Below are 15,621 nucleotides of genomic sequence, written 5' to 3'. Positions count from 1 at the left end.
GCTGTCTAATGATTCAAGTCATTGTCACACTAACCGCAGGTGTCGGTTTGTACATGTTATTCAACTGGCTTATGGGGTACCGGAAGGGGCATATCCAATTGGATTTGGATGGCCGGTATGTAGATTTCGGCGAATATACGCAGGCTGTTCTGGCTGAATTGAAGAACCAGGGTTACAAAGCATCTTATGAAGGGGACGGGGTGTTTACGATCAATGGAAACCGTTATGTCTTCATTGAACGAAATGTTTCCATGGGAGGCGTCCCCCTTCAGCGGACCATCTTAAAACCCGATCAATAAGCAGAAAAGCTCTCTCCAACAAAGAGAGCTTTTTTCTATGGAATAAGATGACCGCCGCTCTGCACACTAATAAAAAAAGAAATGGGGTCAGAGATGAAACTGACATCTGGCATTACTGCTATTTTTCTGTTTTTTGGAAGTTTTCCTCTACTCTCGACGGACGCTCATCCGCGGCACTTTTATGAAGAGAAAGGGACCGCGATCTGGGAAGTACCGACAGAGTCCAAATGGGTTGCCGTCACATTCGATGATGGACCGAGTGATACGTACACACCCGAAATTATGGAAGTACTAAAAAAATACGGGGCAAAGGGTACATTTTTTGTAGTAGGGTCACGAGCTCAGAAGCATCCGGACTTGATCAGGGAGATGGCGCAGGAAGGACATGAAATAGCCAACCATACGTACCATCATCCGAGTTTCACCGGAATATCAAAACAAGATATTGTGAAGGAAATTGACTTTACGGCAGATGTAATCAAGGAGATTACGGGGAAGCCTCCTCAATTGTTCCGCCCACCCGGCGGTGTTTACAATGACATTATTGTAAATACCGCCAGCGAGGAAGGGTATATGGTAGTCATGTGGTCCTGGCATCAGGATACAAAAGACTGGCAGAGCCCCGGGGTAAATCGGATTGTGGATACAGTTCTAGACCATTCAAAGAATGGGGATATCATTCTCTTTCATGATTTCGGAGGCAACAGATCTCAGACGGTCCAGGCATTGAACCGTATTCTCCCTGCATTAAAAGAAGATGGCTTCCAGTTTGTAACGGTATCCGAATTGATTGAAAAACATCCAAAGTATAAAATCGTTGATGACTTTTCCGGTTAGTATAGCAGGATAAAGGGTGCCTGGCTGTAGAGAACGTGATCTCCACAGCCTTTTTTCATGTTTAAAATACCAGTGGGTAAAGGTTTTTTCTTAAAGAGTTGGACGGATGTATAAATGGAAAGGGCGAATCATTCTGTGTAAAGGTACAGCGTGTAGAGCCCGCTTATAAATTTTGAAAAATGTGAAGAATCCTTACATAAACAATTGTGTTAACATTTTGACTTTGGTACAGTAGTATATATCATATTATGTTAAGAAATCTAACATGGAGGGGTAAGTCATGGAAGCCACGTTTTTAATGAACAATCTCTGGATTGTTGTCTGTACGATTCTTGTTTTGTTGATGCAGGGAGGGTTTATCCTTTTGGAGGCGGGATCGACACGTATGAAAAATGCCGGCCATATTGCAGGGAAAACCGTCTTTACAGTGGGAATTGTTTCTTTGGTTTTCTGGGCTGTCGGGTATGGGTTGATCTATGGTGAGGGGAATGCTTTTGTAGGCTTATCCCAGTTCTTTTACGGGGATGCAGAAACCATGGGAGAGGGACTGGCTGGTTCCGTTGATTTTATGTTCCAATTAGCTTTCGCAGCTATTGCCATGACCATTGCTTTCGGTGGCTTTGCTGAGCGGGCGAAACTGATGGGGTACGTTATTTTTGCGGTCTTATTTTCAATACTTATCTACCCGGTTATCGCTCACTGGATCTGGGGCGGCGGCTGGCTGGCGGAGCACGGGAAACAGGACTTTGCCGGTTCCACTGTTGTTCACCTGACCGGAGCCATGGCGGCTCTGGCAGCAACCATGATCTTGAAACCGCGGATCGGTAAATACAATAAAGACGGTACATCGAATGAGATTGCCGGTCATAACCAGGTGTTCACAGCTCTCGGTGTGCTCATTCTCTGGGTTGGCTGGTTTGGTTTTAATGCGGGAAGTACTTTTGGTGTGGGGGATGCCTTTTTCGGTTATGTCGCCTTGAATACTCAGCTGGCAGCCGGTGCGGGGGCTGTTGGGGCAATGCTTATGGTATGGGCCGTGACTGGGAAGGCGGATGTACCGACAACACTGAACGGAGCTTTGGCTGGTCTGGTTGCCATTACCGCCTCCTGTGCCTTCGTTGCTCCATGGGCGGCTGTCTTGATCGGCTTGATTGGAGGAGCGTTCGTCTTCTTCAGTATGAGGTTCTTCGATAAACGGAGAATCGACGACCCGATATTCGCCCTTTCTGTTCACGGTACAGTAGGGATCTGGGGGACATTGTCCAACGGTTTATTTGCAACGCCGGAACTTGCCGCTGTAGGTCGTCCCGGACTTTTCTACGGCGGGGGATTTGAACAGCTGGGTGTACAGATTCTGGGAGTCGTCAGTTCTGGTCTCTATGCGTTTGTTGTTTCCTTCATCATTTTGAAGGTTATGGATAAGGCAATGGGCGGCCTCCGTGTTTCCGAGGAAGAAGAGATTATGGGACTTGATATAAGTGAACATGGCGGGTATGGGTATCCTGAGAACCTGACACCACCGAAGTCGAATTCAGGAGCCTAAATAGAGATAAAGGGTGGAGTTGGCATGCGCGAAAGCTATCAAGAGCTGCGTACATGGCGGGAAACGATGATCCCTGGTCTGTTGACCGATTCTGAGGAATTGAATGTGTTTCATGATCAGCTCATCTCGCGGACGGTGAAATCTGCAGAGGAACGGGTGAGAAATGAGCAGGGAATGCCGCCTGCTCCTTTTTCTTTTTATCTCATGGGGAGCGCGGGGCGGGGCGAGCAGTCCATTTGGAGTGATCAGGACCACGGTCTTATTTTTGAAGGAGGAAGGTCTGATCAGGATTACTTTCTCACGCTGGGTGCTGAAATCAAACGCGGTCTTGCCGTTGTCGGCTATGAAGAATGTGAGGGAGATGTCATGTCCTCCAATCCAGTTTGGTGTCAGCCGAAAGAGGAAATGAAGCAGCAGGTATCAGGGTGGCTGCAGCGGGGGGACTGGCAGGCTCTCCGTCATATGCAGATCTTCTTCGATTCAAGAGTTCTCGTGGGTGAAAAAGACAGGCTGGCACCGGTAAAAAATGAAATTTTCACAGCATTCCAAGAGCACCCTCACCTGTATCAAAGAGTTGTGGAGAACGTGAAGCTTATAAAAAAAGGAAAGGGCGTGTTCGGGCAGCTGCTTCCGGAACAGAAGGGAAGCCGGCAGGGCAGCGTCGATCTTAAACAAACCATTTACTTTCCGTTTGTCAATGCAGCGAGACTTCTGGCTTTCTATAAACAGCTGCATGTCCCTTCCACCCTGTCGAGGTATGACTATTTGGAGGAGGACTTTCCGGAACTTCATTTTTATAAGCAGCAGTTTCAAGAATTTCTTCAGTTCCGGCTCCATAAGGTGGAGGAGTCGGATGGGTATGACGGGGTGCATTATGTTCCAGTACATTCTCTGAAAGCGGAAGAAAAAAAGCGGTTGAAATCCTGGATGAAATACGGCCATGAAGCCATTGAGCATGCTAAAGCGGTTTTATCTAAAGAGGGAGTGCTATGAATCCATTTACTCAATTTGTAAAAGATCTCTCCGGCCGGCTCGGAAGCGGCTTTTCATCCCTGAATCAAAGCAGTGCTTCCAACCAGGCCTACATTAGAAATCTGGAGCGCGAAATTAAGGAAAAAAATGTGCTGGATCTGCCGCTTGCAGATCTTCCTGTCGTCGTCTTTGATTTAGAAACGACCGGTTTTCACCCCTATCAAGGAGACCGCATCCTCTCGATAGGGGCTGTAAAAATCAGAGGCTTGCAGATTGAAAAGGAATCCTTCTATTCGCTCGTCCAGTGCAGGGGCTCCATATCTGATGAAATCACATGTCTCACGGGCATTACAAAGGAGATGACGCAGAAAGCCCCACCGCTTGAGGAGGTCCTGCACGATTTTTACAGGTATATCCAAAGTGATGTCTTAGTCGCCCATCACGCCGGCCATGAGCGAAAGTTTATGAATCATGCGGCATGGACGGAAATGAAGCGGAAGTTTCGGCACCGGATCCTTGATACAACCTTTCTCACCAAAGTGAATCGTCCGAACCAGGATCTGAATTCCCTTGATGAATGCTGTGCGGCGTATGAAATACTGGTTGATCATCGGCACCATGCTTTATCTGATGCCAAGGCTGCAGCAGCCTTATGGATTCAGGCGGTCGAGGAAGCACGTGAGAACGACTACCGGACGCTCGGGGAAGTCTATACAAAACTCGCTTCTTTTAGCTGAAGCACTCCTGATTGTAAAAAAGGGGTGCTTTTTTTATGTGGAAAAAAGCTATAGGTTAAAAATCCTTTAGAAAAAAATGAAAAAAACAACCTCCTGTTGTAAAATTCAGACTATTATGTATAATGTGAGACACAATACAGGCGGGAGGAATAGCAGTGTCAGTAGATATGGCTGATTTTATACAAGAATTGAAGCTGGTGCTTCAGGACCATCAACTTTCAACGAACACAACTGTCCTTGATCATCACAGCAGGGACGAGTCCTATCATAAACCGGAAAGACCGGAACTGGTTGTCTTTCCGGAGACGACAGAAGAGGTGCAGGCGGTTGTAAAAGCTGCAGACGCTTTCGGGATACCCATTATTCCATTCGGGCTGGGAACCAGCCTTGAGGGTCACGTGATTCCATATGTCCGAGGGGTCACGATTGATTTTTCACAAATGAACAAAGTCCTTGAAGTGAGGGATAAAGATTTTCTAGTGAAAGTCCAGCCTGGGGTAACCAGATCTCAGCTGAACAAGGAGTTGAAGAAATACGGCTTATTCTTTCCGGTAGATCCCGGCGCAGATGCCACGCTTGGAGGGATGGCAGCCACGAATGCAAGTGGGACCACATCTGTTAAATATGGAGTCATGAAAGATCAGGTGCATGACCTTGAAGTGGTCACGCCTGATGGAAGCTGTATACATACAGGCAGTATGGCAAGGAAGTCATCTTCCGGTTACCATTTGAACAGTCTTTATGTCGGTTCAGAGGGAACTCTTGGATGCATGACAGAACTAACTCTTAGAGTATATGGTATTCCTGAGCACATTACAGCGGGAAGAGCGTCTTTTCCAACCGTCAATGATGCTGTGGAAGCCGTGGTGTCTATCCTGCAGGCGGGTGTTCCTATTGCAAGAATGGAACTCGTGGACGATCGGTCGATGCAGCAGGTGAACCATTTCAACCACACAACCTATGATGAAAAGCCGACTTTATTCTTAGAGTTCCATGGAAATGAGTCCGGGCTTTTAGAGGATATTGACTTTGTGAAAGCTATCGTCCAGGAACATCATTGTATGGGGATCCAATTCGAAAAAGACAATGCTGCGCGGGTGAAGCTGTGGGAGGCGCGGCATCAGCTGGCCTATGCCTATATCCACAGCTTTCCCGGCAGGAAGCTGATGGTGACGGATGTGTGTGTTCCGATTTCCAAACTGGCTGGAGCCGTGAATCACGCACGTGGTGTCATTGAAGAACTGGGCCTCCATGCCGGAATTCTTGGTCATGTAGGGGACGGAAATTATCATGCGCTTCTTATGCTGGACCCGGATCACCCTGAGGAAGCCGCTAAGGCGGAGCAGTTGAATGAAGCCATTGTAGAATATGCTCTTGCATGTGGTGGAACATCGACGGGTGAACATGGGGTTGGACGAGGAAAGATGAAGTATCAGAAACAGGAACATGGGGCCGCACTGGCTGTTATGGAGAAAATTAAACAGGCCCTTGATCCAAAAGGAATCATGAACCCGGATAAACTCGTTCCAACAAGGAGGACAAATCAATGAAGATGCTTGAATCTATTAGTCATATAGCTGGAAAGTATTTTGCTTTCTGGGTGGTGGGGGCTGCGCTGACCGCCTTTTTCCTCCCTTCCACTTTTCTCGGTCTGGGAGCCTACATTACCATTCTGCTTGGAGTTGTCATGTTCGGAATGGGACTTACACTAAAACCTGTGGATTTTAAGATGGTCGTGCAAAAACCGGTTCCAGTCATCATAGGGGTGCTGTCTCAATTTTTGATTATGCCCCTGGCTGCTTTTGTTATTGCGTATTTGTTGAAGCTTCCTGCCGAGCTTGCAGCAGGACTTGTGCTTCTCGGTTCAGTTCCTGGAGGGACCTCTTCCAATGTCATGGTGTTTCTTGCTAGAGGGAATCTGGCTTTGTCTGTGGCGATGACCTCGTTGTCAACGCTTCTTGCTCCCATTTTCACACCATTGATTCTCCTGATTCTGGCTGGTCAGTGGCTCCCTGTGGACCCGGTATCCATGTTTATTTCAATCGTGCAGGTTATCATTATTCCGATCGCTCTCGGAGTCGGTGTACGTAAGCTTGCCCCGGTAGTGGTTGACAAAGGAACGTCCATCATCCCGCTCATCTCTGTTCTGGCCATCATCATTATTGTTATGGCAGTAGTGGCAGCGAATGTAGACAGCATCATCAGTTCCGGTGTGATGGTTTTTGCTGCAGTTATGCTGCATAATCTATTCGGTTTGTCCCTTGGTTATGGAACGGCAAAAGTTATGAAGCTGGATGAAAGCAAGCGCCGGGCGATTTCCATTGAAGTAGGGATGCAGAACTCCGGTCTTGGTGTAGCGCTTGCTACAGCCCATTTTGGTCCCCTTGCTGCGCTGCCAAACGTTCTTGCTGCCGTATGGCACAATATCTCGGGACCTATATTGGCAACCTTCTGGTCGAAGAGACCGACAGAAAAACAAGAGGAGGATGCTGCACCTCACGATGCGTGGGTAGAAGGTATAAAACAAACGGGTCTATAAAAATTCTGTCATAGGTGAAACCTTTTTCCATTCTTTTCCGTAAACCATAGAAACAACGGAGGAGGATCCACGTGAAGCATGGCAGGAAGGAGAGACGCAGAAAAAGAAGAGCACGGACCTCGGCTTTCTTTGATATTTTTACAGAATGTATCGGCTGGATCCCCGAGGTGGTTTTCGGTATCGGGCGGCTTCTTCTCTGGATGTTACAATTTATAGGAAGACTGTTCCGGGGGATGTTTGACCTACCTTAGGAAAAGCACGTGCGTATACGGCTGAAGAAAAGGTGGATACGCACCTCATATACATATGTCAGAGTGGCATCTTATATTTTTAATGACGAAAGAGGGGGCTTATGAAAAAAATATGGATAGGCATCTGTTTATTTCTTTTTGTTCTGCTTTCAGGAGTCACTTTGTATTCTTTATGGGGCAGCCAGGAGGTGAATGCTGTGACTGAGTATGAAAAACAAGAAGTCGAGAGGATTGAAATCGAGGTGGCATCCATGGATGTCGACATTCAGACCGCATCTGTCTCCCACGTTGAAATGAGTGCAGAAGGAAAGACAAACCAACCCCTTTTTACGTACCATTACTCTCAAGGGAAACTACATATTGAAGAAGTGGAACGAAAAGGGATCCGTCTGCTTCCTTTTTCTCCCTTCAAAGATGCTTCCTTACACATTGTGCTTCCTGAGAAAAAATATGAGGCGCTGACGATGCAGGCATCATCCGGAGACATCCGTATCGAGGAAATGACAACAGCGTCTTTAAATATCAAAACTTCGTCGGGATCTGTGGACATGGTGAATAATGAGATTGAAAGGACTCTGGCCATCGAAACTTCCAGTGGAGATATCGCAGGGGAAGCTGTTACAGCGGGCGCGCGAACTTATCAGACGAAGAGCGGATCCATTACGGAAGAGGATGCTGAGGGAGAGAAGACAAGGGTCAACACGGCTTCCGGAGATCTTTCCTTGACCGGAATGCAGACACTGACGGGTTTGGATGTGGAAACGACCAGTGGGGATGTGCATGTGAGTTATGAATCGGCAGCACCTCAAGATGGAACGGTTTTATTTACGAGCCGGTCAGGAGAAGCGGTTGTAAACTGGGAGGATTTGTTGTATGAAAAGAAAGAGGAGCACTCCTTTCGAGCTGTGCTTGGGAAGGGGAGTGAAGAGAACATCATACAGATTGCTACACAGTCCGGGGATCTGCACTTGAATAACAGGTGAGAGGAGGAGACCTCCCACCTTCGCCTGCTTACTATTGATGTGCGCCCGGTCCTTCTTCAGGTCGGTTTTTATTCGTGCGGTGTCCTGGTTCTTCTTCAACAGGCAGGCTTTCCTTCGGTGTTTTATTGTTGGTTTTAGCGGCGTTCATTTGAGATGTGCGTTTTCCCATATAAGATCCCTCCTTGTATTTTCCTTAGTGTTCGGTCGGAGGAAGGATGTTAATCGAGTAAAATATGGCAGAAAAAGAGCGCCCCGGAGGACGCTCTTTTTTTATGGGTTCATGATTTCTGAAATGATTTCATAAGAGCGCAGCCGTTTATCGTGATCGTAAATTTGAGAAATGATCATCATTTCGTCTGCCTCTGTCTCTTGAAGGAAGCTTTCCAGTTTGGCTTTGACCGTTTCTTTACTTCCGATAATGGAAGAGCCGAGCTGCTGCATGAGTGCCAGCTTTTCCCTTGGCGTCCATACATCCTCCATGTTTTCAACTGGAGGCTGAAGCAGCATGTTCGTGTTCCGGACGAGGTTCAGGAACTGCTGCTGGAGGGATGTGGCCAGATATTCCGCTTCTTCATCCGTATCGGCGGCAATCACATTCACACCAACCATCACATAGGGCTGGTCCAACACATCGGATGGACGGAACTGTTGTCTGTATAAACGCAGCGCTCCTTCCGTATTGTTCGGGGAAAAGTGGCTGGCGAATGAGAACGGCAGTCCCAGCTGTCCAGCCAGCTGCGCACTGAATCCGCTGGAACCAAGGAGCCAGATCGGCACATTCAGTCCTTCTCCTGGTACAGCATGAATGCGGTTTTCGCCGGCAAAGTAACCTCTTAATTCTTCCACCTGCTCAGGAAACTCGTTTGGATCACTATCCAGGTTTCTCCTTAACGCACCAGCTGTCAGCTGATCTGTTCCCGGTGCCCGTCCGAGGCCTAAATCAACCCGTCCAGGAAATAAAGTCTCCAGTGTACCAAACTGCTCAGCGACCACAAGTGGAGCATGGTTGGGCAGCATTACCCCGCCGGATCCGACTCGAATGGAATCTGTATGGTGCAGTACGTGGCTGATGGCTATGGAAGTAGCCGAGCTTGCGATAAACGGCATATTGTGATGTTCCGCTAACCAGTATCTGTTAAATCCCCAGCGCTCAGCATGCTGAGCCAGATCCACTGTATTTTTAAAGGAGTCAGCCGGTGTGCCGCCTTCTGTAACGGGGGCAAGGTCTAGAACGCTGTATTTTGTGTGAGAGAGTGTTTTTTCAGTCATATCCTGTCCTCATTTCTTTGTAGAATCCTATGGTTATCTTATCAATTTTGTTTCGAGACTCAAAATAATTTGTCTGAGCCTGAATCCATGCTTTCTTCCAAAGAGCCCCAGTCCTGTTCCTTCATATCCCGTATTGGAATGGACACACTAAGGAACAACAAAGGAATCTGGTTGGTTCTTTATAGAAGAAAGGAAGGGTATCGGTGAGAACGGCTGTATTCTGGATTAATGAAAGCCTTCTTATACTATTTCTCAGTCTTGCCGTTGCTTATACCGTAAATAGTGAGGCCACGGATCTGGAAGGGGACGGCAGATTTAAGCTCGTGCTGCTTCCGGACACCCAGTTGTATTCAGATGAGTTTCCAGAAAGGTTCCATGCCCAGACTCAGTGGCTGGCAGATAACTTTGAAAAAGAGGATATTCGCTTTGCCGCCCATTTAGGGGATGTGGTGGATAAAAATCAAAAACATCAATGGGAAAATGCGGATCAAGCCGTTGACCGGATGGATCAAGCCGGAGTGCCATATGGAATAGCGATGGGAAATCACGATATGGGGGGTAAAGCGGCTCACTATAAACAGTACTTTGGCAGCAGACGGATGAAGGGGCACCCGGGTTATGGAGGACACTCTCGAAATGAATTGAACTCCTATTATACGTTTTCAGCAGAAGGAAAAGATTTTCTTCTCCTTTTTTTAAATATCGACCTGCCCGGTGAAGATCTTGCCTGGGCCCAGCGTGTTCTTGATGAACACCCAGACATGCCGGTCATCGTTGTCACCCATCTGCTTATGGATACGAAAGGCCGGCTTTCAGAAAAACCTTATGTAAGAAAATCCAAAGGGAATTCTCCGTCATTCATTTATAACGAGTGGATTGCGAAGAATAGTCAAATTTTCATGACTGTCAACGGTCATTACAGCGGAACCTACCGCAAGATTCGTAAAAATGAGGCGGGACTGCCTGTCCATCAATATGCTGCTGATTACCAAGGGTATCCGAATGGAGGGGAGGGGTTCCTGAGAATCATTGAATTCGACTTGAATAAAAATACGCTGACCCACCGGACATATTCGCCTTATTTAGATGAGGACATGATTGGGGAGCAGCATAATTTTACCGAGTATGTGGATTTTGAGAAGCGGTGGAACCTTGAAATTCCCAACCAGCCCTATGAATAAACGAACAACCGCCGGCAGAACATTATCTGCCGGCGGTTGTTCGTTTCAGGCCCCTTCCTGCCACACAGCGTCTGTTTTTTTCTCAGCCGGTCTGCGGGTCATATGGAAAATGATATGAAGACCGATAGCTGTAAGGCTTCCAGCTACTATGCCGTTGCTTGTTAAAATTTGAATACTGTTAGGCAGCTGGGCGAATAGTTCCGGTGCTACAGTTACACCAAGCCCCATGCCGATGGAACAGGCAACAATCATAGAATTCTCAGGAGAAGCGGCGGCTTCCCTGCTTAACATTTTGATCCCCTGGGCAATCACCATGCCAAACATAGCAAGCATCGCTCCACCTAGAACAGGAGTGGGGATGATCGTTGTTAAGGCTGCGGCCTTAGGAAGCAGGCCGAGTCCAAGCAGCATGCCACCCATAATGAAGATGACTTTTTTTGATTTCACACCAGTCATGTTCATAAGACCGACATTTTGAGAAAAGGCGGTGTAAGGAAAAGCATTGAAAAAGCCGCCGAGCAGAATGGCGATACCTTCTGCCCGATACCCATTTCTCAAGTCTTTTTCCTTCACTTCCTGATCAGTCAGGTCACCGACAGCAAAATAAACGCCCGTCGATTCAACAAGGGATACCATAGCGACAAGGATCATCGTCAAAATGGCTGACCAGTGAAACGTAGGGATGCCGAAATATAGGGGTTCGATCATGTGAAAGAAGGAAGCCTCCGTAACAGCTGCTGTATCTACCCGGCCGAAGAAGAAGGCGGTCAGTGTACCGGCAGTAATTCCCATAAGAATGGAGATGGACTGGAAAAATCCACGAGTAAACCGGTATAAGAGGATAATGCCACCCAGTGTACCGAAAGCCAGAGACAAGTTGAATAGCGAGCCGAAGTCTTCTGCCCCTTGTCCGCCGCCCATATTCTGTACGGCAACCGGGATCAAAGTAATTCCTATGATGGTAACGACAGACCCTGTTACAACCGGAGGGAAAAAACGGACAAGCTTACTGAAAAAGCGGCTGATCACCAGGACGAACAGGCCGGATACAAGAATTGCGCCGTAAATGGCTGTCACTCCGTATTCGCTTCCGATAGCAATCATCGGACCGACGGCTGTAAAGGTACAGCCGAGCACAACAGGCAGTCCGATACCGAAATATTTGTTCTTCACAACCTGCAGGATGGTTGCCGCTCCACACATGAAAATATCTACGGCAACTAAATACGTCAGTTGTGTAGAACTTAACCCGAGGGCACTGCCGACAATTAATGGAACGAGAATGGCTCCAGCGTACATCGCAAGAAGATGCTGGATGGCTAAAGTGATTTGTTTCACTGTGCTCCCACCTTTTCAACAAATTGGACACGTCCGTTTTCCAATGAAGCAACGCGGGCTAAGGATTCCACTCGGACCCCTCTGTTCTTTAATATTCCGCCGCCATCCTGAAAGGATTTTTCGATAAGAATACCGATTCCTTCCAGAGTAGCTCCTGCTTGTTCAACAATATGCAGGAGACCGAGAGCCGCTTGTCCATTCGCCAGGAAATCATCAAGGATCAAGACGTGATCGTCTCTGTTTATGAATTCGTGAGAGACGGCAATTTCACTCGCCTGTTCTTTTGTAAAGGAGTAGACTTCAGAGGTGTACAACTGATCGTTCAGCGTCAATGATCTGCGCTTTCTGGCAAAAACAACAGGAACCTGTAAGTGAAGGCCTGTCATTTGAGCAGGAGCGATTCCGGACGATTCAAGCGTCAATATTTTTGTAATGCCTGCTTCTGAGAATCGGTCGGCGAATTCACGTCCAATGCTGTCCATTAATAAGGGATCGATTTGATGATTGATGAAGGCATCCACTTTTAAAACAGATGCGGAGAGTACACGTCCTTCTTCTCTGATTTTTCTTTCCAACAATTCCATAGGATTCCCACCTTGATGATGAATTACATTGGATGTTTCATAAAAAAATGCGTATCGTCCACCTCTCAAAGTTATGAGAAGCCGGACGATACGCACAGCTGGCATCGTAAGGAGAAGAATCCAGAAAGGATTCTTCATCTGTCAGGCTTTTCATAGTCGGTTCATTTACGGCAAACCGGTAGAAACTTGCAGGCCTTATCCCTGCTATTATATGAAAATATCCGAATGTTATTGGTATTGTAACATATAAAGGTTCGATATCAAGAGCCTGTTGACAGATAAGCGAAGAAGATATGGAATATTAAAAAGAAATCATCAGGCTACTGCGCCCGCTTCTTCATTCGGGACGGCTTGGATTCTGCTTTTTTCAGTTCTTTGATTTCTCGGTTGGCCTCTTTGAAGAAGGACCCTCCCATAAGTAAAATGACGACAGAGAATGGGAGAGCAGCTATGATCAGGACGTTCTGCAATCCCTGTGTTCCACCAAAATAAACGATGGTGGCGGCCATACCTGTCAGAGCCAGTCCCCACAAAATTTTGACTGTACCATCTGGATTCAATGACCCTTTGGTGGAAAGCATTCCTAATACGAACGTAGCGGAGTCCGCAGAGGTGATAAAGAAAATCGCAATTACGAAAATCGTAATGAAGGACATGAGTGTGCCAAGCGGATAGTAATCCAGTGTCGCAAACGTTGCGGTTTCAATCGGGAACTCTGAAATGGCTTCAATGCCCCGCTGCTGCAGATCGATAGCGGCTGTTCCAAAGACAGCAAAGAAGACGAAGCAGACGAGAGATGGAACCACCAGCACACCGGTCATGAACTCCTTGATTGTTCTTCCGCGGGAAATCCTTGCAATGAAAATCCCGACGAAAGGTGACCAGGAAATCCACCACGCCCAGTAAAAAATGGTCCACGAGTTGATCCACGATCGGCTTTCCTCATTAAGAGGAGCAATGCGGAGACTCATATCAAAAAAGTTGGTTACGTAGTTTCCAAGAGACTGTGTAAACATATTCAATGTCAGTATGGAAGGTCCTACGATAAACAAAAGAATCATCAAACCAAATCCGAGAAAAAGGTTCGTATTGCTTAAATATTTGATTCCCTTGCTGATGCCCGACCACGCAGAGGCGATAAAGAGCACCATGGAAACGACGAGTATAATAAACTGGGTGGTAAAGTTAGTGGGAACGTTGAATAAGTATCCCAGTCCTTCGTTGATCTGAGCGGAACCAAACCCAAGTGTCGCGGCTACACCAACGACGGTGGCGACGACGGCAAGCACATCAATCAGCCTGCCCGGCAGGCCGCTCATCGCCTTTTTGCCGAACAACGGGATTAAAGTGGCGCTGATCAACCCGGGGTAGCCTTTGTGGAATTTAAAGTAGGCAAGTACAAGAGCGACGAGTGCATAAATCGCCCAGGCGTGGATGCCCCAGTGGAAAAAGGAGTACTGCATGGCATCCTTAATCGCCTGCTCGCTTCCCTCAGGAGCTATAGGACTGCTTTTGAACGCGTGGGAAGCAGGTTCTGCTGTCGTCCAAAAGACGACGCCCATCCCCATACCGGCGCTGAAAAGCATGGCAAACCATGTAGGCAGGGAGAATTCAGGTTTCTCGTCCTTTTTACCAAGCTTCAGGTTTTTGAACCTGGAGAATACTAAGTAAATACAGAAAATCAGCATCGCTAAAACGATGATCAGGTAGTACCATCCAAACGTGTTTGAAATATCAGCCGTAATTTCGGAAGTGACGGTCTGAAGCTGATCAGGGCTGATCGATCCCCAGACCACGAACAAGGCACAGATGGTTAACCCATACCAAAAAACAGGAGTTACATTCTTCATTTCTTCACCTCATATGTAATAATAAAAAGCAGGGGTTGATTCTTCTTCTTACCCTTAAAGTCTACATTTAAATCCTGTTTTTGTTAAATTTGTTACAAGATGTAGAAATATGTAGAGGAGGCAGCCGTATGGATCCGCAAATCGTTCAGCTTGGAAATATGCATCTTATAGGAGAAAGCAGGAGCATGACCTTGACTGAAGATAAGACTGTAGAGTTGTGGAAAAGCTTCAAACCTAAGGTGAAAATGATTCAAGAGCGGAAGGACGAGTGCTTTTATAACCTATCCATTTATCCGGAAGGATTTGACCTGAACACGTTCACCTATGATACCCGCTTCACCCGGTGGGTGGCAGTTCACGCCCAATCTAATGAAGAACTTCCGGAAGGTATGGAGAGCTTTACTATACATGGAGGGCTGTACGCTGTTTTTATTCATAAAGGACCGGCGCACACCTTTGCAGGCACCCTTGGTACTATTTTTAATGAGTGGCTTCCGAACTCTCCGTATGAAGTGGATGTGCGCCCCCACTTCGAGAGGTTGGGGCCGGATTACAGGGTGGATGATCTAAATGCTGAAGAGGAAGTGTGGGTTCCGATTAAATAAAAAAGGTCAATGCCGGCTGCGGCATTGACCTTTTTTTATACTTTTTCTAATTCATGGTCATCGGTAAGAACTTCGGATTTATCCGGGTAGCAGTTCTCGATGTGCTGTTCCCCCCATGCACAGAGCATATCCAGAGCGGGCTTTAAGGACCAGCCGTAGTCCGTTAGTTTGTAAACAACTTTCGGTGGAACCTGGTTGAAAACCACCCGGTCCAGCACCCCGTCCTGCTCGAGCTCCCTTAGCTGCTGGGTAAGCATTTTCTGGGTAATCCCCGGCATGAGACGCTTCAATTCACTCGTTCGTAATTCGCTCTTTATTAAATGACATAAAATAACGACTTTCCACTTCCCACCGATGACTTCAAGAGCTGCCTCAACGGGGATGTTGTATTTTTTCATCATGGTCCACTCCTTCATGGTTCACGTTCCTTATGAATGGAAGACACGTCTTTGATTCTTTTCAACGCTTTAAAAATTTATCATATCTTTATGAAATGTTCCATCGTTATAACTTCCTTTGTCGGTGTCCATAAAAAAGTGGAACGATATGGTCTCGGCAGAACCCTCTGGCGGCACAAATGTTACTAAAAAGTACCTACGTGACTTTAAAGTACGTACTTTCTAAAAAGTTTCA

At 47.0% G+C, this 15,621-nt stretch carries 16 protein-coding genes and 1 riboswitch; of the genes, 10 read left to right on the top strand and 6 right to left on the bottom strand.

The window, feature by feature from the left end; genetic code table 11:
- Nucleotides 1-8: 8 nt before the first annotated feature.
- The 8 genes from ACXAD6_RS10930 to ACXAD6_RS10895 all read left to right on the top strand — a co-directional run bounded on the left by ACXAD6_RS10930 (nt 9) and on the right by ACXAD6_RS10895 (nt 8,161).
- Nucleotides 9-299, top strand: coding sequence for a hypothetical protein (locus tag ACXAD6_RS10930; RefSeq protein WP_474968901.1), 291 nt, complete (start codon nt 9-11; stop codon nt 297-299).
- Between the two features lie 93 nt (nt 300-392).
- Nucleotides 393-1,136, top strand: coding sequence for a polysaccharide deacetylase family protein (locus tag ACXAD6_RS10925; RefSeq protein ID WP_474968900.1), 744 nt, complete (start codon nt 393-395; stop codon nt 1,134-1,136).
- 280 nt (nt 1,137-1,416) lie between these two features.
- Complete coding sequence (locus tag ACXAD6_RS10920) at nt 1,417-2,679, top strand: ammonium transporter (RefSeq protein WP_474968899.1); 1,263 nt, start codon at nt 1,417-1,419, stop codon at nt 2,677-2,679.
- 24 nt (nt 2,680-2,703) lie between these two features.
- Nucleotides 2,704-3,672 carry a DUF294 nucleotidyltransferase-like domain-containing protein gene (locus ACXAD6_RS10915; RefSeq protein WP_474968898.1) on the top strand — a complete coding sequence of 323 codons (969 nt, stop codon included), beginning with the start codon at nt 2,704-2,706 and terminating at the stop codon, nt 3,670-3,672.
- Nucleotides 3,669-4,388, top strand: coding sequence for an exonuclease domain-containing protein (locus ACXAD6_RS10910; RefSeq protein WP_474968897.1), 720 nt, complete (start codon nt 3,669-3,671; stop codon nt 4,386-4,388). Before ACXAD6_RS10915 ends, ACXAD6_RS10910 begins: the two co-directional genes overlap by 4 nt.
- A 155-nt stretch (nt 4,389-4,543) precedes the next feature.
- On the top strand, nt 4,544-5,938 hold the full coding sequence (locus ACXAD6_RS10905; protein WP_474968896.1) for an FAD-binding oxidoreductase: 1,395 nt from the start codon (nt 4,544-4,546) through the stop codon (nt 5,936-5,938).
- Complete coding sequence (locus ACXAD6_RS10900) at nt 5,935-6,927, top strand: bile acid:sodium symporter family protein (protein WP_474968895.1); 993 nt, start codon at nt 5,935-5,937, stop codon at nt 6,925-6,927. Before ACXAD6_RS10905 ends, ACXAD6_RS10900 begins: the two co-directional genes overlap by 4 nt.
- Nucleotides 6,928-7,375: 448 nt before the next feature.
- Nucleotides 7,376-8,161 carry a DUF4097 family beta strand repeat-containing protein gene (locus ACXAD6_RS10895; protein WP_474968894.1) on the top strand — a complete coding sequence of 262 codons (786 nt, stop codon included), beginning with the start codon at nt 7,376-7,378 and terminating at the stop codon, nt 8,159-8,161.
- Between the two features lie 31 nt (nt 8,162-8,192).
- Here ACXAD6_RS10895 and ACXAD6_RS10890 read toward each other — a convergent pair whose 3' ends face one another.
- Together ACXAD6_RS10890 and ACXAD6_RS10885 are read right to left on the bottom strand one after the other, a co-directional pair.
- Nucleotides 8,193-8,330 (bottom strand): hypothetical protein, encoded by a 138-nt coding sequence (locus ACXAD6_RS10890; protein WP_474968893.1) that lies wholly within the window; start codon nt 8,328-8,330, stop codon nt 8,193-8,195.
- Between the two features lie 101 nt (nt 8,331-8,431).
- The gene (locus tag ACXAD6_RS10885; RefSeq protein ID WP_474968892.1) at nt 8,432-9,430 is read right to left on the bottom strand and encodes an LLM class flavin-dependent oxidoreductase; all 999 of its coding nucleotides are present in this window, start codon (nt 9,428-9,430) and stop codon (nt 8,432-8,434) included.
- A gap of 203 nt (nt 9,431-9,633) precedes the next feature.
- Between ACXAD6_RS10885 and ACXAD6_RS10880 the strand changes: the two genes are divergently transcribed.
- On the top strand, nt 9,634-10,611 hold the full coding sequence (locus tag ACXAD6_RS10880; protein ID WP_474968891.1) for a metallophosphoesterase: 978 nt from the start codon (nt 9,634-9,636) through the stop codon (nt 10,609-10,611).
- A gap of 45 nt (nt 10,612-10,656) precedes the next feature.
- Here ACXAD6_RS10880 and ACXAD6_RS10875 read toward each other — a convergent pair whose 3' ends face one another.
- The 3 genes from ACXAD6_RS10875 to ACXAD6_RS10865 all read right to left on the bottom strand — a co-directional run bounded on the left by ACXAD6_RS10875 (nt 10,657) and on the right by ACXAD6_RS10865 (nt 14,383).
- Nucleotides 10,657-11,949, bottom strand: coding sequence for a nucleobase:cation symporter-2 family protein (locus ACXAD6_RS10875; protein ID WP_474968890.1), 1,293 nt, complete (start codon nt 11,947-11,949; stop codon nt 10,657-10,659).
- Nucleotides 11,946-12,533, bottom strand: a complete 588-nt coding sequence (locus tag ACXAD6_RS10870) for a xanthine phosphoribosyltransferase (RefSeq protein ID WP_474968889.1) — start codon at nt 12,531-12,533, stop codon at nt 11,946-11,948. The genes ACXAD6_RS10875 and ACXAD6_RS10870 overlap by 4 nt, the downstream gene beginning before the upstream one ends.
- A gap of 133 nt (nt 12,534-12,666) precedes the next feature.
- A riboswitch (purine riboswitch) is annotated at nt 12,667-12,768 on the bottom strand.
- 85 nt (nt 12,769-12,853) lie between these two features.
- Nucleotides 12,854-14,383 carry a BCCT family transporter gene (locus ACXAD6_RS10865; RefSeq protein WP_474968888.1) on the bottom strand — a complete coding sequence of 510 codons (1,530 nt, stop codon included), beginning with the start codon at nt 14,381-14,383 and terminating at the stop codon, nt 12,854-12,856.
- Nucleotides 14,384-14,511: 128 nt separating this feature from the next.
- Here ACXAD6_RS10865 and ACXAD6_RS10860 point away from each other — a divergent pair, with 128 nt between their 5' ends.
- The gene (locus ACXAD6_RS10860; RefSeq protein WP_474968887.1) at nt 14,512-14,988 is read left to right on the top strand and encodes a GyrI-like domain-containing protein; all 477 of its coding nucleotides are present in this window, start codon (nt 14,512-14,514) and stop codon (nt 14,986-14,988) included.
- A 35-nt stretch (nt 14,989-15,023) separates the two neighbouring features.
- On the opposite strand, the gene ACXAD6_RS10855 is transcribed toward ACXAD6_RS10860, so the two are convergent.
- The gene (locus ACXAD6_RS10855; protein WP_474968886.1) at nt 15,024-15,386 is read right to left on the bottom strand and encodes a winged helix-turn-helix transcriptional regulator; all 363 of its coding nucleotides are present in this window, start codon (nt 15,384-15,386) and stop codon (nt 15,024-15,026) included.
- Nucleotides 15,387-15,621 lie beyond the last annotated feature (235 nt).

The organism is Halobacillus sp. ABH2_015 (assembly GCF_056158945.1).
Note: the sequence above shows the minus strand (reverse complement) of the source record. Positions and strands in the feature narration are given on the sequence as shown.